Source organism: Pseudomonas sp. SM4 (assembly GCF_051913165.1).
In the GTDB taxonomy this organism is placed as follows: Bacteria; Pseudomonadota; Gammaproteobacteria; order Pseudomonadales; family Pseudomonadaceae; genus Aquipseudomonas.
The window spans coordinates 253576-267721 of record NZ_JBODOE010000002.1 but is presented as its reverse complement, the minus strand read 5'-3'; the positions used below and the strand labels follow the sequence as shown (position 1 = coordinate 267721).

Sequence of the window (14146 nt, the reverse complement as noted above, 5' to 3'; positions counted from 1 at the left end):
GTTTTTTCATTTTGCCCTCCCATGCGAATGGCAGTGCTTGCCCAATGGGCATCTGCAGGTATGCTGATCCCCTGCCGAGGAGATAGAAATGGCTTACGATTTTGACCTTTATGTGATTGGCGCCGGTTCCGGCGGTGTGCGCGCTGCGCGTTTTGCGGCCGGTTTTGGCGCGAAAGTGGCGGTGGCGGAGAGCCGTTATCTGGGCGGGACCTGTGTCAACGTCGGCTGTGTGCCGAAAAAGTTGCTGGTGTACGGCGCGCATTTCGCCGAAGACTTTGAGCAGGCGTTCGGTTTTGGCTGGAGCCTGGGCGAAGCGAATTTCGATTGGGCGACGCTGATTGCCAACAAGGATCGCGAGATCAATCGGCTCAACGGCATTTATCGCAATTTGCTGGTCAACAGTGGCGTGACCTTGCATGAAGCGCACGCGAAGATTGTCGGCCCGCATGAGGTTGAGGTGAATGGCGAGCGCTTTACCGCGAAGAATATTCTGATTGCTACCGGTGGTTGGCCGCAGATTCCGGAGATTCCGGGGCGCGAGCATGCGATCGGTTCGAACGAGGCGTTCTTCCTCAAAGAACTGCCAAAACGTGTACTGGTGGTTGGCGGCGGTTACATTGCAGTCGAGTTTGCCGGGATTTTCCATGGTCTGGGCGCGAACACCACGCTGCTGTATCGCGGTGATCTGTTCCTGCGCGGCTTCGATGGTTCGGTGCGTAAGCATTTGCAGGAAGAGCTGACCAAGCGTGGTCTGGATCTGCAATTCAATGCCGACATTGCGCGCATCGACAAGCAGGCTGACGGTAGCCTGAAAGCCACCCTCAAGGATGGTCGCGTGCTGGAGGCGGATTGCATTTTCTACGCCACCGGTCGCCGACCGATGCTCGACAATCTGGGGCTGGAAAACACCGATGTGCAGCTCACCGACAAAGGCTTCATCAAGGTCGACGAGCAATACCAGACCAGCGAGCCATCGATTCTGGCGCTGGGCGATGTCATCGGTCGTGTACAGCTGACGCCTGTGGCTCTGGCAGAAGGCATGGCCGTAGCGCGTCGTCTGTTCAAGCCTGAGCAATACCGTCCAGTGGATTACAAGATGATCCCGACCGCAGTGTTCAGCCTGCCGAACATCGGTACAGTCGGTTTGACCGAAGAAGAGGCACGCGAGGCTGGCCACGACGTAGTGATTTTCGAGAGCCGCTTCCGCCCGATGAAGTTGACCTTGACCGAGTGTCAGGAAAAGACGCTGATGAAACTGGTAGTCGACGGCAAGACCGACAAAGTCCTCGGCTGCCACATGGTCGGCCCGGACGCTGGCGAAATCGTTCAGGGTTTGGCGATTGCTCTTAAGGCTGGCGCGACCAAGCGCGACTTCGACGACACGATCGGGGTACACCCGACGGCCGCCGAAGAGTTTGTCACCATGCGTACGCCGGTCGGCGCTTAAGCGTCCTTCGGTTTGGCTGAGTCTGGCGCTGCCGCAACGGTAGACGCCAGACGCAGGCTTTCTTCCAGGCTCGTCTGAGCGTTGCTTAATGCCTTTTCCAGCGACTGATTGAGCAGCGTCTGCTCCTCGATGTTCTGCTTGAGTGTCTGGCTTTCCAGGGTGGCCACGCGCAAGCGTTCCTGGAGGAGGGTGCGCTCGCTGTCGACGCGCGTCGCCTGTTCCAGCAATTGATCCTGGCGCTGATTGCTTTGCTTGAGCTGATCCTGCATCAGGTTCAGTTCGCGCAGGGTGCCGCGGTTCTCGGTCAGCAGGCGTTCGTTGTCGCGGTGCAATTGAGTGATTTCGTCCTGACGCACCAACGCGCTTTGCTGCGCCTGACGCAGTTCTGCCTGAATCTGCTGCACCTGGCCTTCGTGGCGACTCTGCTCCTGCTCGCGCTGTTCTCTGGTGGCGTTGCGGTAGTGTTCCAGCGCATCGCGAGCGTGCAGATGCTTTTCTTCCAGCGAGCGGATCTGCTCGTCCTTGTCCTGCAAGCGCAATTCAAAGTCCGCCAATGCCTGGTTCAACCCGGCGTTGCGGGTTTGTTCGGTCTGCAGCATCGAGCGCGTGTTGTTCAGTGCTTCGGATTCGCGCTCCAGCGCAGCGCCTTGAATGCCGTGCTCGTGCTCGATTTTTTCCAGCGCCTGACGAACTTGTTTCAACTCAGATTCCAGCGCCTCACGCTGTTCTTCGAACTGCTCGCGAGCCTGCTCGATGGGCTCCTGCGCCTGCTCTTTCAGTCGCTGAGCGAGACGGGAGACGAGGGCGGTCAACTCATCGTCGATGGGTTCTGCTGAGGCTTCGATCGGTTGAGCGCCGTCGTCCAGCTCCTTCAAATAGCGATGGATCGTGGTTTTCGAGCCGGTGTTGCCCATTTCGATGCGTACTGCATCGATGCTTGGGTGTTCGCCGCGCGCCAGGATTGCTGTGCGCGCAATCTGCACCAGTGCTTTGGTAATGCCGCCACGGGCCATGTCATCTCCTACGGTTTCGTACTGTGGTACATGCCACTAAAGTACGCAGTGTACCATGCTGAAAATAAAGGTAAATGACTGAAATATAAGAGGCGGGATATACTGGTATTACCCAGTGTCAGACGGCAAAATGCACATCTGCATCCCTGTATCAGTACGCCAGCGAGAAAACAGCCCATGAGCGATCTGGATCGCTATCTGCAAGCCGCCACCCGTGACAACACGCGCCGTAGCTATCGCGCGGCCATCGAGCATTTCGAAGTGAAGTGGGGTGGGTTCCTGCCGGCCACCGCCGATAGCGTTGCGCGGTATCTGGTGGCGCACGCGGGCGAGCTTTCGATTAACACCTTGAAACTGCGTCTGTCGGCGCTGGCGCAGTGGCACAACAGCCAAGGCTTTGCCGACCCGACCAAGTCGCCAGTGGTGCGCAAAGTGTTCAAGGGCATAAGGGCGCTGCATCCGGCGCAGGAAAAACAGGCCGAGCCGCTGCAGTTGCAGGATCTGCAGCGCGTCATCGATTGGCTGGAGCACGAAGTGCAAATCGCGCGCGAGCAGCAGGATCGTCCGTTACTGCTCAAGGCTTACCGTGATCGCGCACTGATTCTGCTGGGCTTTTGGCGCGGCTTCCGCAGCGACGAACTCTGCCGCCTGCAAATCGAACACGTGCAAGCGCACGCTGGCAAAGGCATCACCTTGTATTTGCCGCGCAGCAAGGGTGATCGGGAAAACCTCGGGCAGACCTATCAAGCCCCGGCGCTGCTCAAGCTGTGCCCGGTGCAGGCTTATATCGACTGGATCACCGAAGCGGCGCTGGTGCGCGGCCCGGTATTTCGCAGCATCGACCGCTGGGGCAATCTGAGCGAGGAGGGGCTGCACGCCAACAGCATCATCCCTTTATTGCGCCAGGCATTGCAGCGCGCCGGCATCGCTGCCGAGAACTACACCAGTCACTCCTTGCGCCGTGGCTTTGCGACCTGGGCCCATCAAAGCGGTTGGGATCTGAAATCCCTGATGAGCTACGTGGGCTGGAAGGACATGAAGTCCGCCATGCGCTATGTTGAAGCCAACCCATTCCAGGGGATGGCTCGGATTATGGATAACCCGGCTTCGTAGTAGATATCGTTTTCTTCTATTAATACAGTCAGCTAATAGCGAAAACAAATCAGCAGCATCAGGTTTGCCAATGAGCCATCCGTCGAGCGAGTGGGTAGGATTCACCCATCGAATTCACAACCCTGACGGAGAGTCATCAATGCCTATCATCAACAGCCAAGTAAAACCGTTCAAAGCTACCGCGTTCAAAAACGGCGACTTCGTTCAAGTCTCGGACGCTGACCTGAAAGGCAAGTGGTCGGTCGTGTTCTTCTACCCAGCCGACTTCACCTTCGTTTGCCCAACCGAGCTGGAAGACCTGGCTGACAACTACGCTGCCTTCCAGAAACTCGGCGTAGAGATCTACAGCGTTTCCACCGACACCCACTTTGCCCACGCTGCCTGGCACAACACTTCGCCAGCCATCGGCAAAATCGAATACACCATGATCGGCGACCCGACCCACGCCATCTCCCGCAACTTCGACGTGCTGATCGAAGAAGTGGGTGTGGCTGACCGTGGCACCTTCGTGATCAACCCTGAAGGCCAGATCAAAATCGTTGAACTGAACGATGGCGGCGTTGGCCGTGACGCTTCCGAGCTGCTGCGCAAGATCAAGGCTGCTCAGTACGTTGCTGCTCACCCAGGCGAAGTTTGCCCAGCCAAGTGGAAAGAAGGCGAGGCCACTCTGGCTCCGTCCCTGGACCTGGTCGGCAAGATCTAAGTCTGTGACACGCAATTCAGGGCGGTACGCCGCACCTTCTTAAGTACGCTGCACCGCCCCCTAAAAATGCCCGGGCGAGATTCGCTCGGGCTTTTTTTCGCCTCAAATAAAGGAAATCGCCCGTATGTTGGACGCCAATCTTAAAGCCCAGTTGAAATCGTACCTGGAACGGGTCACCCAGCCGATCGAGATCGTTGCTTCCCTCGACGACGGTGCGAAATCCCGTGAAATGCTGGAACTGCTGAAAGACGTTGCCAGTCTTTCGAGCCAAATTACCTTGATCGACAGCGGTGACGATGCACGCAAGCCATCGTTCTCGATCAACCGCCCGGGCGCTGACATCAGTCTGCGTTTCGCCGGTATCCCGATGGGCCACGAATTCACTTCGTTGGTACTAGCCTTACTGCAAGTCGGCGGTCATCCATCGAAGGCCAGTGTTGAAGTGATCGAGCAAATCCGCTCGCTCAAAGGCGAGTTCAGCTTCGAGACTTATTTCTCGCTGTCCTGCCAGAACTGCCCGGACGTGGTCCAGGCGCTGAACCTGATGGCAGTGCTCAACCCGAACATCCGCCACGTCGCCATCGACGGCGCGCTGTTCCAGGACGAAGTCAACGATCGCAAGATCATGGCCGTGCCGAGCATCTACTTGAACGGTGAAAACTTCGGTCAGGGCCGCATGGGCCTGGAAGAGATTCTCGCCAAACTCGACACCGGCGCTATCGAGCGTCAGGCCGAGAAGATCAGCGCCAAAGAGGCTTTCGACGTACTGGTCGTCGGCGGTGGCCCGGCCGGTGCTTCGGCAGCCATCTATGCCGCCCGCAAAGGCATTCGCACCGGCGTCGCCGCTGAGCGTTTCGGCGGTCAGGTGCTCGACACCATGGCCATCGAGAACTTTATTTCCGTGCAGGAAACCGAAGGGCCGAAGCTGGCCACGGCATTGGAAGAACACGTCAAGCAGTACGACGTCGACATCATGAACCTGCAACGTGCCGACAAGCTGATCCCGGGCAAGAACGGCGAGCTGCACGAAATCCGCTTTGCCAGCGGTGCGACCCTGAAAGCCAAAAGCGTGATTCTGGCGACCGGCGCGCGCTGGCGTGAAATGAACGTCCCGGGTGAGCAGGATTACCGCAACAAAGGCGTGGCTTACTGCCCGCACTGCGATGGTCCGTTGTTCAAGGGCAAGCGTGTCGCAGTGATCGGCGGCGGTAACTCTGGCGTTGAAGCGGCGATCGACCTGGCCGGTATCGTGTCTCACGTAACGCTGCTGGAATTCGACGTGCAACTGCGTGCCGATGCCGTATTGCAGCGCAAATTGCACAGCCTCAAGAACGTTACCGTGATCACCAGTGCGCAAACCACTGAAGTGACTGGCGACGGGCAGAAGGTCAATGGCCTGCGCTACAAGGATCGCAACACTGATGAACTGCGCACGGTCGAGTTGGAAGGGATCTTCGTACAGATCGGTTTGCTGCCGAACACGGACTGGCTCAAAGGCACCATCGAGCTGTCGCCGCGTGGCGAGATCATTGTCGATAACCGTGGCGAGACTTCGATTCCGGGGATCTTTGCTGCTGGTGACGTGACGACTGTGCCGTACAAGCAAATCGTGATTGCGGTGGGCGAGGGCGCCAAAGCTTCGTTGAGTGCGTTTGATCACTTGATTCGCACGTCCGCTCCGGCTTAAACGTCCTGGCAGAAATGAAAAAACCCGTGAGCGATCACGGGTTTTTTATGCCTGACACACATCCAATTTGTAGGAGTGAGCCTGCTCGCGATTGCGGCGGCACATTCAGAACATCATGGCCTGACACAGCGCAATCGCGAGCAGGCTCACTCCTACAGAGGGCTGTCAGTTACAGCGGGGTTGGCTGGATGATTTCGACCCAGTAACCGTCCGGATCCTTGATGAACGCCAGGCTCTTCATGCGGCCATCGGTCAGGCGTTTCTGGAAGTCGCAACCCAGCTCTTCAAAACGTGCGCACGCCGCCACGATGTCCGGCACCGAAATGCAGATGTGGCCAAAACCACGCGGATCGGTGTTGCCGTTGTGGTAGGCGAAGTCTGCATCGTTTTCGGTGCCATGGTTGTGAGTCAGTTCCAGAATGCCCGGGATCGACTTCATCCACTCGGTACGTGCGGCGGCATCGGCCGGGATCTGTGCCTTGTCGACCAGCGCGAGGAAGTACAGGCTGAACTCGGCTTCGGCGAAATCGCGCTTCTCGACCAGCGAGAAACCCAGTACGCGGGTGTAGAAGTCCAGAGACTTGGTGATGTCTTTCACACGCAGCATGGTGTGGTTGAAGACGAAGTTGCGGGTTGCGCTGTCTGGCGTGGCGGTGACGCCGGGGAAAGTGTTCAGTTCGTGCAGGCTCATGGGCCCTCCAATAACTATGGGCGAGTGAATGGGCGCAATGATACGCATGCCTGCCAACATCGCCAAATGAAAGGGCGGACTTGCCCTGCGCGCGGGCGGGGCTCAGACTTTGTCGCTCAATCTGCGAGTGCGTGCGGCAATGATCCGACTGTTCAAACCCCTGTTAGTTTGTTTTGCGTTTTCTGTTGCTGCCGCTGACGTATTGGCGGCCGAGCCCGGCATTACCTGGCCGGCGGGTTGGGAGGTGGAAGCGCTGCCTGATGCATCGGCGCAGGTTTCCCGGCAGCGGGCGGTGAAAAACGATGCCGATGGCAATCAAGTGATGGTGATGGAGTTGACCATGACGCAGGTAGAGGCGGGTCATCAGGTCAACTTGCAGGGTGTGCTGCTGGAGATGCGCAAGTCGATCCAGAAAGACTTTTTCCAGGGCGGTTATCAAAGCGTCTGCAACAAAGTGCACCCGGCGACGCTGGGGTCTTTGTCTGCCCTGGAAACCACTTGCACGATCACCGAAAACGGCCGGCATGTTTTGTCGCAAACCTTGGTGGCAGCGGTCGAGGCGGATAAAGCGTACGTTCTTTCCTATGCCGGACAGGCCGAGGTTTATAAAGCGAGCGCCGAAGAAATAGTGGCGGTGAGAAACAGCCTGAAACTTTAACGCGCTGTTCTATTGCCGCGCGGTTAGATACCCGAAGGGATTAAGCACAAAGTTTAACCGTGGCACTGATCGCAACATCGCGGCGCAAAATATTTTAGCGCTCTACCGTCGGCACGTTACAGGATGATCTCAACTTGCTCGATGAAAATCATTTCATTTGTTAGATATTGTCAATAAAAAAGCCCTGTATCGAGCAGGGCTTTTTTGTTGGCGTGGAATTAACCGCGCAACCAGGAATCAACGGTGGCTGCGCCGTATTGTTCCTTCCAGGCTTTCAGGCCACGGTGGTTGCCACCCTTGGTTTCAATCAGTTCACCGGTGTGCGGGTTGTGATAAACCTTGACCACGCGTGCGCGGCGGGTTTTAGGGGCTGCAGAGGTTTGCAGACCGGATTTTGCCGGGTTCGGATCGAGAATGGCGATGATGTCTTTCAGGCCTTTGCCGTAGGTTTTCATCAGCCCCTGGAGCTTTTCTTCGAATTCGATTTCTTTCTTCAGCCCGGCATCGTTCTTCAGCGACTCCAGCTGCTTGAGCTGTTCCTGAAGGGCCTTTTCAGCTGCACGAAATTCAGCGAGTCTGGACAATATCTTTACTCCAATAGTGTATTTGGCTGATACCAACCGCAAACAAAGCTGTAAGCCAAGAGCCTTGAAGCGACTCGGTGATAAGTGGCTCACCTGCCAATCTTGCTCAGGTTGAAAAAATTGTAGTAGTTAATGCGCTCAGAGTAAATCCTGTTGTTGTCTTCATGTAACAACAGCGGTCTTTTGTATCAATTTGGTGCGCCGAATCGGCGGCCGCGGCTTAATCGCGTTTAGTTAATGGTGACTTAATGCGTTGATGAAGTCGGCGGCGGGCATGGGTTTGCCAAACAGATAGCCTTGCATGAAGTTAACGTGATGAGCGGTCAGGTATTCGGCTTGCGCCTGAGTTTCGACACCTTCGGCAACAATACCCAGATCCAGCTTGGCCGAGAGTTCGATAATCGTGTCGAGAATATGCCGCGAGAGCGCGTCAATACCGATCATTGCGACGAAGCTCTGATCGATCTTGAGGAAGTCGACATTGAATTTGCGCAAGTAACCGAGACTTGAATGGCCGGTACCGAAGTCGTCGATTGCGATTTTCACACCCAGCGAGTGCAACTGTTCGAACAGTTGACGGGTGATGTCAGTCGGTTCGATCAGCTCGCGCTCGGTCAACTCCAGAACCAGGCTGATGCTGCCCGGCATGAAGGCCGCAAGAAACTCCCTGCAGTCCTCGACCAGTTCCAGGTCGTGGCAATGGCTCGCGGTAATGTTGATGCCGATATGAAACGGCGTGGCAAAGCCCGCAGACTGTGGCCCCAACAGCGCCGCGGTCTGCTGCATCAGCGCGCGGGTCATCGGCACAATGAGTCCGGAGTGTTCGGCGAACGGGATAAACAGATCCGGGCGCACCAGGCCTTCCTTGGGATGATTCCAGCGCATCAGCACTTCAGTGCCCGACCATTGTTTACTGTCGCCATGCACCACGGGCTGGAAGTAAGGAATGAACTCGCCTGCCTCTAGCGCGCGAAGCATCTCATGGCTTGGTGACGTCGAGCGCTTCTGCACGATGTGGCCGATCGCACCGGAGACCACACCGAAAAAGATCAGCAGACTGAACAGTGGTGGGTATGCGTCGGCCATGTAGCGCCAGGTTTCGCCCTGCGGGAAACCTGCAGAAACACTGAAGGCGTAGCGATTGGACTGCAACATGCTTTGTGCCACAGGCAACGCGGGCAGGGCACCCTGATACACTTTGCCGTCAGCGGACAGCCAGTTGTCACCGACTTGCAGCAACAGCAGGGTTTCCCGGCCGATCAGTCGCAAAATGTTGCTCAAGTGATAGCCATCCAGCGTGGTCAATGCGCCGCCACGACCGTCACTCAGGCGATACACCAGCAATGCGGTATTGGGTGTGACCGGATTGCCATTCATCAGCCACAGTTTGCCCTCGTGGTAATCGCCAGCGTTGACCGCCTCTTTGAAGGGGCCGAACAGTGAACTGCAATACAGGTTGTTGTCCCAGACCAAATTGGTCGAGCGCACGAACGGGCGGCGGGTGACTTGCTCGCGTAGCGCCAGTTTCACCTCTTCACAGTCTTTTCCGGCCAGCGGCAACAGTTCGTGAGCGGCTTGAGCGGTGTTGTCGAGCATCAAGTCGAACTGGCGCAGGGCCTCCTCCGCGGTTTGCCGAGTGCTGTGTTGTAGCGTGCGCTCAGCCTGCAGATACAGAATCACACTGCCGAAGACGATCGGGAGCAGGCCGCTGAGCAGCGTCACGACGATACGGATGCTGCGCTTGCGGCGGGGTCTGACGGTCAACGGCATGGGCGCATCCTGTCGCGGTGGAGTAGGGCTCTGGAGTGCAGGCCGGGCAATGGCGCACGGCGTAAAAACTGTGGAGCCAGAGGGGAGGATAGATGGCCGTCGACGCTTGTGCTGCTCATTGATGATTGAGGCGCGTCGCCAACTCGATAAACGCCCGTGCGGCGGGTGATGACTGACGCTGATCGAGGACGGCCAGGCCGATCTGACGCTGCACAACGGGCAACAACGGTTTCCTCACGTAACGCGGCGTTGGATCGTCTGGCAACGAGCCTTCGGCCACAATCGTGATCGCGTCGCCCCGACTGACCGTATCGAGGGTGCTGAGCAATTGGGAGCAGCGGTAGCGAATGTTCGGTTGCAGGCCTGCCGCCATGAACAGCCGCGACACCAGTTCCGAAGAACCGGCCTGGGTCAGCACGAACGGGTCGTCGCACAGGTCCTTCAGGCTCACCGCGGAACGCGTCGCCAGCGGGTGATCGAGCGCCAGCAGGGCGACCATCTGGTTTTCAATCAAGGCGAAAGTGTCGAAGCGCTCCTGCGGCAGCACAACAAAACCAACATCGATTCGCCGCTCTTCGAGCCACTGCGTCACCTGTCGGTCCGGCCCTTCATCAATGTGTACCTCAATGCCCGGATGCGCCTGGCGAAATCGATGAAGAATCTTTGGCAGCAATTTGATCGATGAGGTCGGGCCGAACGAGCCAATGCGCAATGTGCCGGTTTTCATGCCGCGGGCATCGGCCGCTTCCTGACGCAGCGTGTTGGCCAGGCCGAGCATTGCCCGCGCGCGCAGCAACAGTTGCTGGCCAATGTCGCTAAGTTCCACCGACGATTGATGCCGACGCAGCAACTCGACGCCCAGTTCCTGTTCCAGCGACTTCATTGCGTGGGACACCGCCGACTGGGAAATACCCAAACGATGGGCCGCCAGGGTGAAACCGCGTAGCTCGGCGACCAGCGAGAAGATTTCCAGTTGGGTGAGGGTCATGAGTTTTTGCTCATTTTACGATGATCAGGAATGAAGTGAATGATACGGCATCGTTGCTGCTTTTCCCCTCTGGAGTGATATGCGCCATTTTGCACAGACCCACGCGACACCTTCCGACATGCCGGTTTACCTGACCCTGGCCGCCGTGACCATGATCTGGGGCGGGACGTTCGTTGCCGGGCGATTTCTCGCCGGCAGTCTCAGCCCGCTGTTCGCCGCCAGCCTGCGCTTCTTGCTGGCCAGTGCGGCACTGCTGGGATTTTTATGGCTGGCGCGGGTGCCGTTGGCGCGCCCGACGCCCCGGCAGTGGCTGCAATTGACACTGTTGGGTTTCTTCGGGATTTTCTTCTATAACCTGTGCTTCTTTTACGGCCTGCACTACATCAACGCCTCACGCGCTTCGTTGATTGTCGCGTTGAATCCGGCGGTGATCGGCCTTGCGTCCTGGCTGTTGTTCAAAGAGCGTCTGGGCAGGCTGAAAGTCGGCGGCATCGCGCTGTGCATGGCGGGTGCGAGCCTGGTGATTGTCAGCCGCAACCCACAATTGCTGGCGGCAACAGCGGATGCCTGGATGGGCGACCTGTTGATTCTCGGCTGCGTGCTGGGGTGGGGCGTTTACTCACTGTTTTCCCGGGGCCTGAATCAGGCACTCGGCCCGGTGCAGACGGTGACGTATTCGATCCTGATCGGCACGCTCATGCTCTGGACGCTGGCTGCACTGCGTGGCGAACTGAGCTGGACGACATTGATCGGCCTCGGCACGCCGCAATGGCTGAGCCTGCTTTATCTCGGCGTGCTCGGTTCGGCGCTGGCCTACATCGGTTACTACGACGGCATTCGCAAAATCGGCGCGACACGTTCCGGCGTGTTTATCGCCTTGAATCCGTTGACTGCGGTGATCCTCGGCGCGCTGCTACTTGGCGAACAGTTGACGCTGGCCATGTGCCTGGGCGGTGCGCTGATCCTGTGGGGCATTTACCTGTGCAACAAACCCCTTGCACCGGGCGCAAAAAAGCGGATTTTATAGAGAGAGCAGACAAGCCTATTTACGCTGTGTAGAATCGGGTTACGCATACAATAATAATCGTCTTCTGGCAGCAGAAGCCTCGCCCGCAAAAGCCTTGGGTCGACAATGAAGATATTCGGGTTTCAACTGATCTACGGTGACTTCCTCGCCCGCAGTGTGCGTGGCATCTCCTGTGCGCCACCCACCGACCTCGCAGACTGACAAATAACCCTGGTTAATTTGATAAGAATGATGAGGCGTCACCATGACCGATTTATACGAAAACCCAATGGGCCTGATGGGCTTTGAATTCATCGAGCTCGCGTCGCCGGTGCCGGGCACCCTGGAGCCGATCTTCGAGATCATGGGCTTCACCAAAGTCGCCACCCACCGTTCGAAGAACGTGCACCTGTATCGTCAGGGCGCGATCAACCTGATCCTCAACAACGAACCCAACAGCGTCGCTTCGTACTTCGCGGCCGAACATGGCCCGTCGGTGTGCGGCATGGCGTTCCGCGTAAAAGATTCGCAAAAAGCCTACAACCGCGCACTGGAACTCGGGGCTCAGCCGATCCACATCGAAACCGGGCCGATGGAGCTGAACCTGCCGGCGATCAAAGGCATTGGCGGCGCGCCGCTGTACCTGATCGACCGTTTCGGCGAAGGCAGCTCGATCTACGACATCGACTTTGTGTTCATCGAAGGCGTTGATCGCAATCCGGTGGGTGCTGGCCTGAAAATCATCGACCACCTGACCCACAACGTCTATCGCGGTCGCATGGCTTACTGGGCGAACTTCTACGAGAAGCTGTTCAACTTCCGCGAGATCCGCTACTTCGACATCAAAGGCGAATACACCGGCCTGACCTCGAAAGCGATGACCGCGCCAGACGGCATGATCCGCATCCCGCTGAACGAAGAATCGTCCAAGGGCGCAGGTCAGATCGAAGAGTTCCTGATGCAGTTCAACGGCGAGGGCATCCAGCACGTCGCGTTCCTCACCGACGACCTGATCAAGACCTGGGATCAACTGAAGAAAATCGGCATGCGCTTCATGACCGCGCCGCCGGACACCTACTACGAAATGCTCGAAGGTCGCCTGCCGAACCACGGTGAGCCGGTCGATCAACTGCAATCGCGCGGCATCTTGCTCGATGGTGCATCGGAGCAGGGCGACAAGCGTCTGCTGCTGCAGATCTTCTCGGAAACCCTGATGGGCCCGGTGTTCTTCGAATTCATCCAGCGTAAAGGCGACGATGGCTTCGGCGAGGGTAACTTCAAGGCACTGTTCGAATCGATCGAGCGTGATCAGGTGCGCCGTGGTGTGCTTGCCACTGAGTAATCCGCCACTGAACTGAAAAATCCCGGCCTGCAGCGATGCAGGGCCGGGATTTTTTTTACGATCAAAAGATCGCAGCCTGCGGCAGCTCCTACAGGGAAGATGCATTCCAAATGTAGGAGCTGCCGCAGGCTGCGATCTTTTGCTTTTAAGGACGACGCTGACGCATCAAATGTTTGAACCCTTCAAACACCAGCACAACCACCGCCAGCCAGATGGGAATATACGTCAGCCATTCCCCGGACTTGATGCTCTCACCCAGCAACAACGCCACACCGAGCAACAACACCGGCTCAACATAACTCAACAAACCAAAAAGGCTAAACGGCAGCAAACGGCTGGCAATGATGTACACCACCAACGCCGACGCACTGATCAGGCCGAGCAACGGAATCAGCCACATCAACCCCGGGTATTGATCGAACACGCCAAAACCCTGTTCGCCGCCATGCACAAACCAGTAGGCGATTGGCAACATCAGCGTCATGTCGACCCACAAGCCACCGAGGTGGTCGGTTTTCAAGTACTTGCGCAGCACGAAATACAGCGGATAGCCAATGACGACCACCAACGTCGCCCAGGAAAATCCGCCGACCTGATACAACTCGTTCAACACGCCCAACGAAGCGAAAAACACCGCGACTTTCTGCAGGTACGACAGGCTTTCGCCGTAGGCAATCCGCCCGGTCAACACCATCGCCAGCGGCAGCAGGAAATAACCCAGCGAAACATCAAGGCTGTAGCCGTTCAGCGGCGCCCACATGAACAGCCACAGTTGCACGCCGAGCAGGGCGGCCGAGACGATCAGGCCGGCGATCAATTTTGGCTTCGCCGCCATCAGGCGAACCAACTCCACCACGCGCCGCCATTCCCCGGACACCAGCATGAACACGGTCATGCACGGCACGGTCAGCAGCATCCGCCAGCCGAAAATCTCTACGCCACTCAACGGGGTGAGCAACGAGGTGTAGTAATACATGACGGCAAACAGCACCGAGGCTGAAACCGATAGAGCGATACCTTTAGACAAACTGTCCTCGCGGGGGTGATGGGCGAACGGGGCGCGAAGGATACGTGGTTTCTGTGCTGAATATTGGCCGGATGGTCATTATTTTCAACAGCCCCGTACACAAAATTGTAGGAGCTG

13 protein-coding genes are annotated in these 14146 nt (G+C 57.4%); 7 read left to right on the top strand and 6 right to left on the bottom strand.

Features of this window, described 5'->3' with window-relative positions; translation table 11 throughout:
* The first annotated feature begins 88 nt into the window (after positions 1–88).
* Complete coding sequence (gorA, locus tag ACQ4MY_RS04170; protein WP_440093912.1) at positions 89–1447, top strand: glutathione-disulfide reductase; 1359 nt, start codon at positions 89–91, stop codon at positions 1445–1447.
* Here gorA and ACQ4MY_RS04165 read toward each other — a convergent pair.
* Complete coding sequence (locus ACQ4MY_RS04165; RefSeq protein ID WP_440093910.1) at positions 1444–2460, bottom strand: DNA-binding protein; 1017 nt, start codon at positions 2458–2460, stop codon at positions 1444–1446. The genes gorA and ACQ4MY_RS04165 overlap by 4 nt on opposite strands.
* Before the next feature lie 177 nt (positions 2461–2637).
* Between ACQ4MY_RS04165 and ACQ4MY_RS04160 the strand changes: the two genes are divergently transcribed.
* From ACQ4MY_RS04160 to ahpF, 3 genes are all read left to right on the top strand, one after another.
* Complete coding sequence (locus ACQ4MY_RS04160) at positions 2638–3573, top strand: site-specific integrase (protein WP_440093908.1); 936 nt, start codon at positions 2638–2640, stop codon at positions 3571–3573.
* Between the two features lie 139 nt (positions 3574–3712).
* The gene (ahpC, locus tag ACQ4MY_RS04155) at positions 3713–4276 is read left to right on the top strand and encodes an alkyl hydroperoxide reductase subunit C (protein WP_440093906.1); all 564 of its coding nucleotides are present in this window, start codon (positions 3713–3715) and stop codon (positions 4274–4276) included.
* A 124-nt stretch (positions 4277–4400) separates the two neighbouring features.
* Entirely contained in the window at positions 4401–5963 is a 1563-nt protein-coding gene (ahpF, locus tag ACQ4MY_RS04150; RefSeq protein ID WP_440093904.1) for an alkyl hydroperoxide reductase subunit F, read from the top strand.
* A gap of 169 nt (positions 5964–6132) precedes the next feature.
* On the opposite strand, the gene gloA is transcribed toward ahpF, so the two are convergent.
* Entirely contained in the window at positions 6133–6654 is a 522-nt protein-coding gene (gene gloA, locus ACQ4MY_RS04145; RefSeq protein WP_158834893.1) for a lactoylglutathione lyase, read from the bottom strand.
* A gap of 139 nt (positions 6655–6793) precedes the next feature.
* Between gloA and ACQ4MY_RS04140 the strand changes: the two genes are divergently transcribed.
* Positions 6794–7312 (top strand): DUF4946 domain-containing protein, encoded by a 519-nt coding sequence (locus ACQ4MY_RS04140; RefSeq protein WP_440094262.1) that lies wholly within the window; start codon positions 6794–6796, stop codon positions 7310–7312.
* A gap of 218 nt (positions 7313–7530) precedes the next feature.
* Here ACQ4MY_RS04140 and ACQ4MY_RS04135 read toward each other — a convergent pair whose 3' ends face one another.
* The 3 genes from ACQ4MY_RS04135 to ACQ4MY_RS04125 all read right to left on the bottom strand — a co-directional run bounded on the left by ACQ4MY_RS04135 (position 7531) and on the right by ACQ4MY_RS04125 (position 10654).
* Positions 7531–7896 carry a histone-like nucleoid-structuring protein, MvaT/MvaU family gene (locus tag ACQ4MY_RS04135; protein WP_007912217.1) on the bottom strand — a complete coding sequence of 122 codons (366 nt, stop codon included), beginning with the start codon at positions 7894–7896 and terminating at the stop codon, positions 7531–7533.
* A gap of 234 nt (positions 7897–8130) precedes the next feature.
* Entirely contained in the window at positions 8131–9666 is a 1536-nt protein-coding gene (locus ACQ4MY_RS04130) for an EAL domain-containing protein (RefSeq protein ID WP_440093902.1), read from the bottom strand.
* 115 nt (positions 9667–9781) lie between these two features.
* Positions 9782–10654, bottom strand: coding sequence for a LysR family transcriptional regulator (locus ACQ4MY_RS04125; RefSeq protein ID WP_440093900.1), 873 nt, complete (start codon positions 10652–10654; stop codon positions 9782–9784).
* A 79-nt stretch (positions 10655–10733) separates the two neighbouring features.
* On the opposite strand from ACQ4MY_RS04125, the gene ACQ4MY_RS04120 reads away from it, so the two are divergent.
* Positions 10734–11681, top strand: coding sequence for a DMT family transporter (locus ACQ4MY_RS04120; RefSeq protein WP_440093898.1), 948 nt, complete (start codon positions 10734–10736; stop codon positions 11679–11681).
* Between the two features lie 244 nt (positions 11682–11925).
* Complete coding sequence (hppD, locus tag ACQ4MY_RS04115) at positions 11926–13002, top strand: 4-hydroxyphenylpyruvate dioxygenase (protein ID WP_016984437.1); 1077 nt, start codon at positions 11926–11928, stop codon at positions 13000–13002.
* A gap of 145 nt (positions 13003–13147) precedes the next feature.
* Here hppD and rarD read toward each other — a convergent pair whose 3' ends face one another.
* The gene (rarD, locus tag ACQ4MY_RS04110; RefSeq protein ID WP_440093896.1) at positions 13148–14029 is read right to left on the bottom strand and encodes an EamA family transporter RarD; all 882 of its coding nucleotides are present in this window, start codon (positions 14027–14029) and stop codon (positions 13148–13150) included.
* Positions 14030–14146: the final 117 nt, after the last annotated feature.

Coding starts and splice junctions, on each gene's coding strand:
- gorA (WP_440093912.1), top strand. CDS start 89: ATGGCTTACGATTTTGACCTTTATGTGATTGGCGCCGGTTCCGGCGGT.
- ACQ4MY_RS04165 (WP_440093910.1), bottom strand. CDS start 2,460: ATGGCCCGTGGCGGCATTACCAAAGCACTGGTGCAGATTGCGCGCACA.
- ACQ4MY_RS04160 (WP_440093908.1), top strand. CDS start 2,638: ATGAGCGATCTGGATCGCTATCTGCAAGCCGCCACCCGTGACAACACG.
- ahpC (WP_440093906.1), top strand. CDS start 3,713: ATGCCTATCATCAACAGCCAAGTAAAACCGTTCAAAGCTACCGCGTTC.
- ahpF (WP_440093904.1), top strand. CDS start 4,401: ATGTTGGACGCCAATCTTAAAGCCCAGTTGAAATCGTACCTGGAACGG.
- gloA (WP_158834893.1), bottom strand. CDS start 6,654: ATGAGCCTGCACGAACTGAACACTTTCCCCGGCGTCACCGCCACGCCA.
- ACQ4MY_RS04140 (WP_440094262.1), top strand. CDS start 6,794: ATGATCCGACTGTTCAAACCCCTGTTAGTTTGTTTTGCGTTTTCTGTT.
- ACQ4MY_RS04130 (WP_440093902.1), bottom strand. CDS start 9,666: ATGCCGTTGACCGTCAGACCCCGCCGCAAGCGCAGCATCCGTATCGTC.
- ACQ4MY_RS04125 (WP_440093900.1), bottom strand. CDS start 10,654: ATGACCCTCACCCAACTGGAAATCTTCTCGCTGGTCGCCGAGCTACGC.
- ACQ4MY_RS04120 (WP_440093898.1), top strand. CDS start 10,734: ATGCGCCATTTTGCACAGACCCACGCGACACCTTCCGACATGCCGGTT.
- hppD (WP_016984437.1), top strand. CDS start 11,926: ATGACCGATTTATACGAAAACCCAATGGGCCTGATGGGCTTTGAATTC.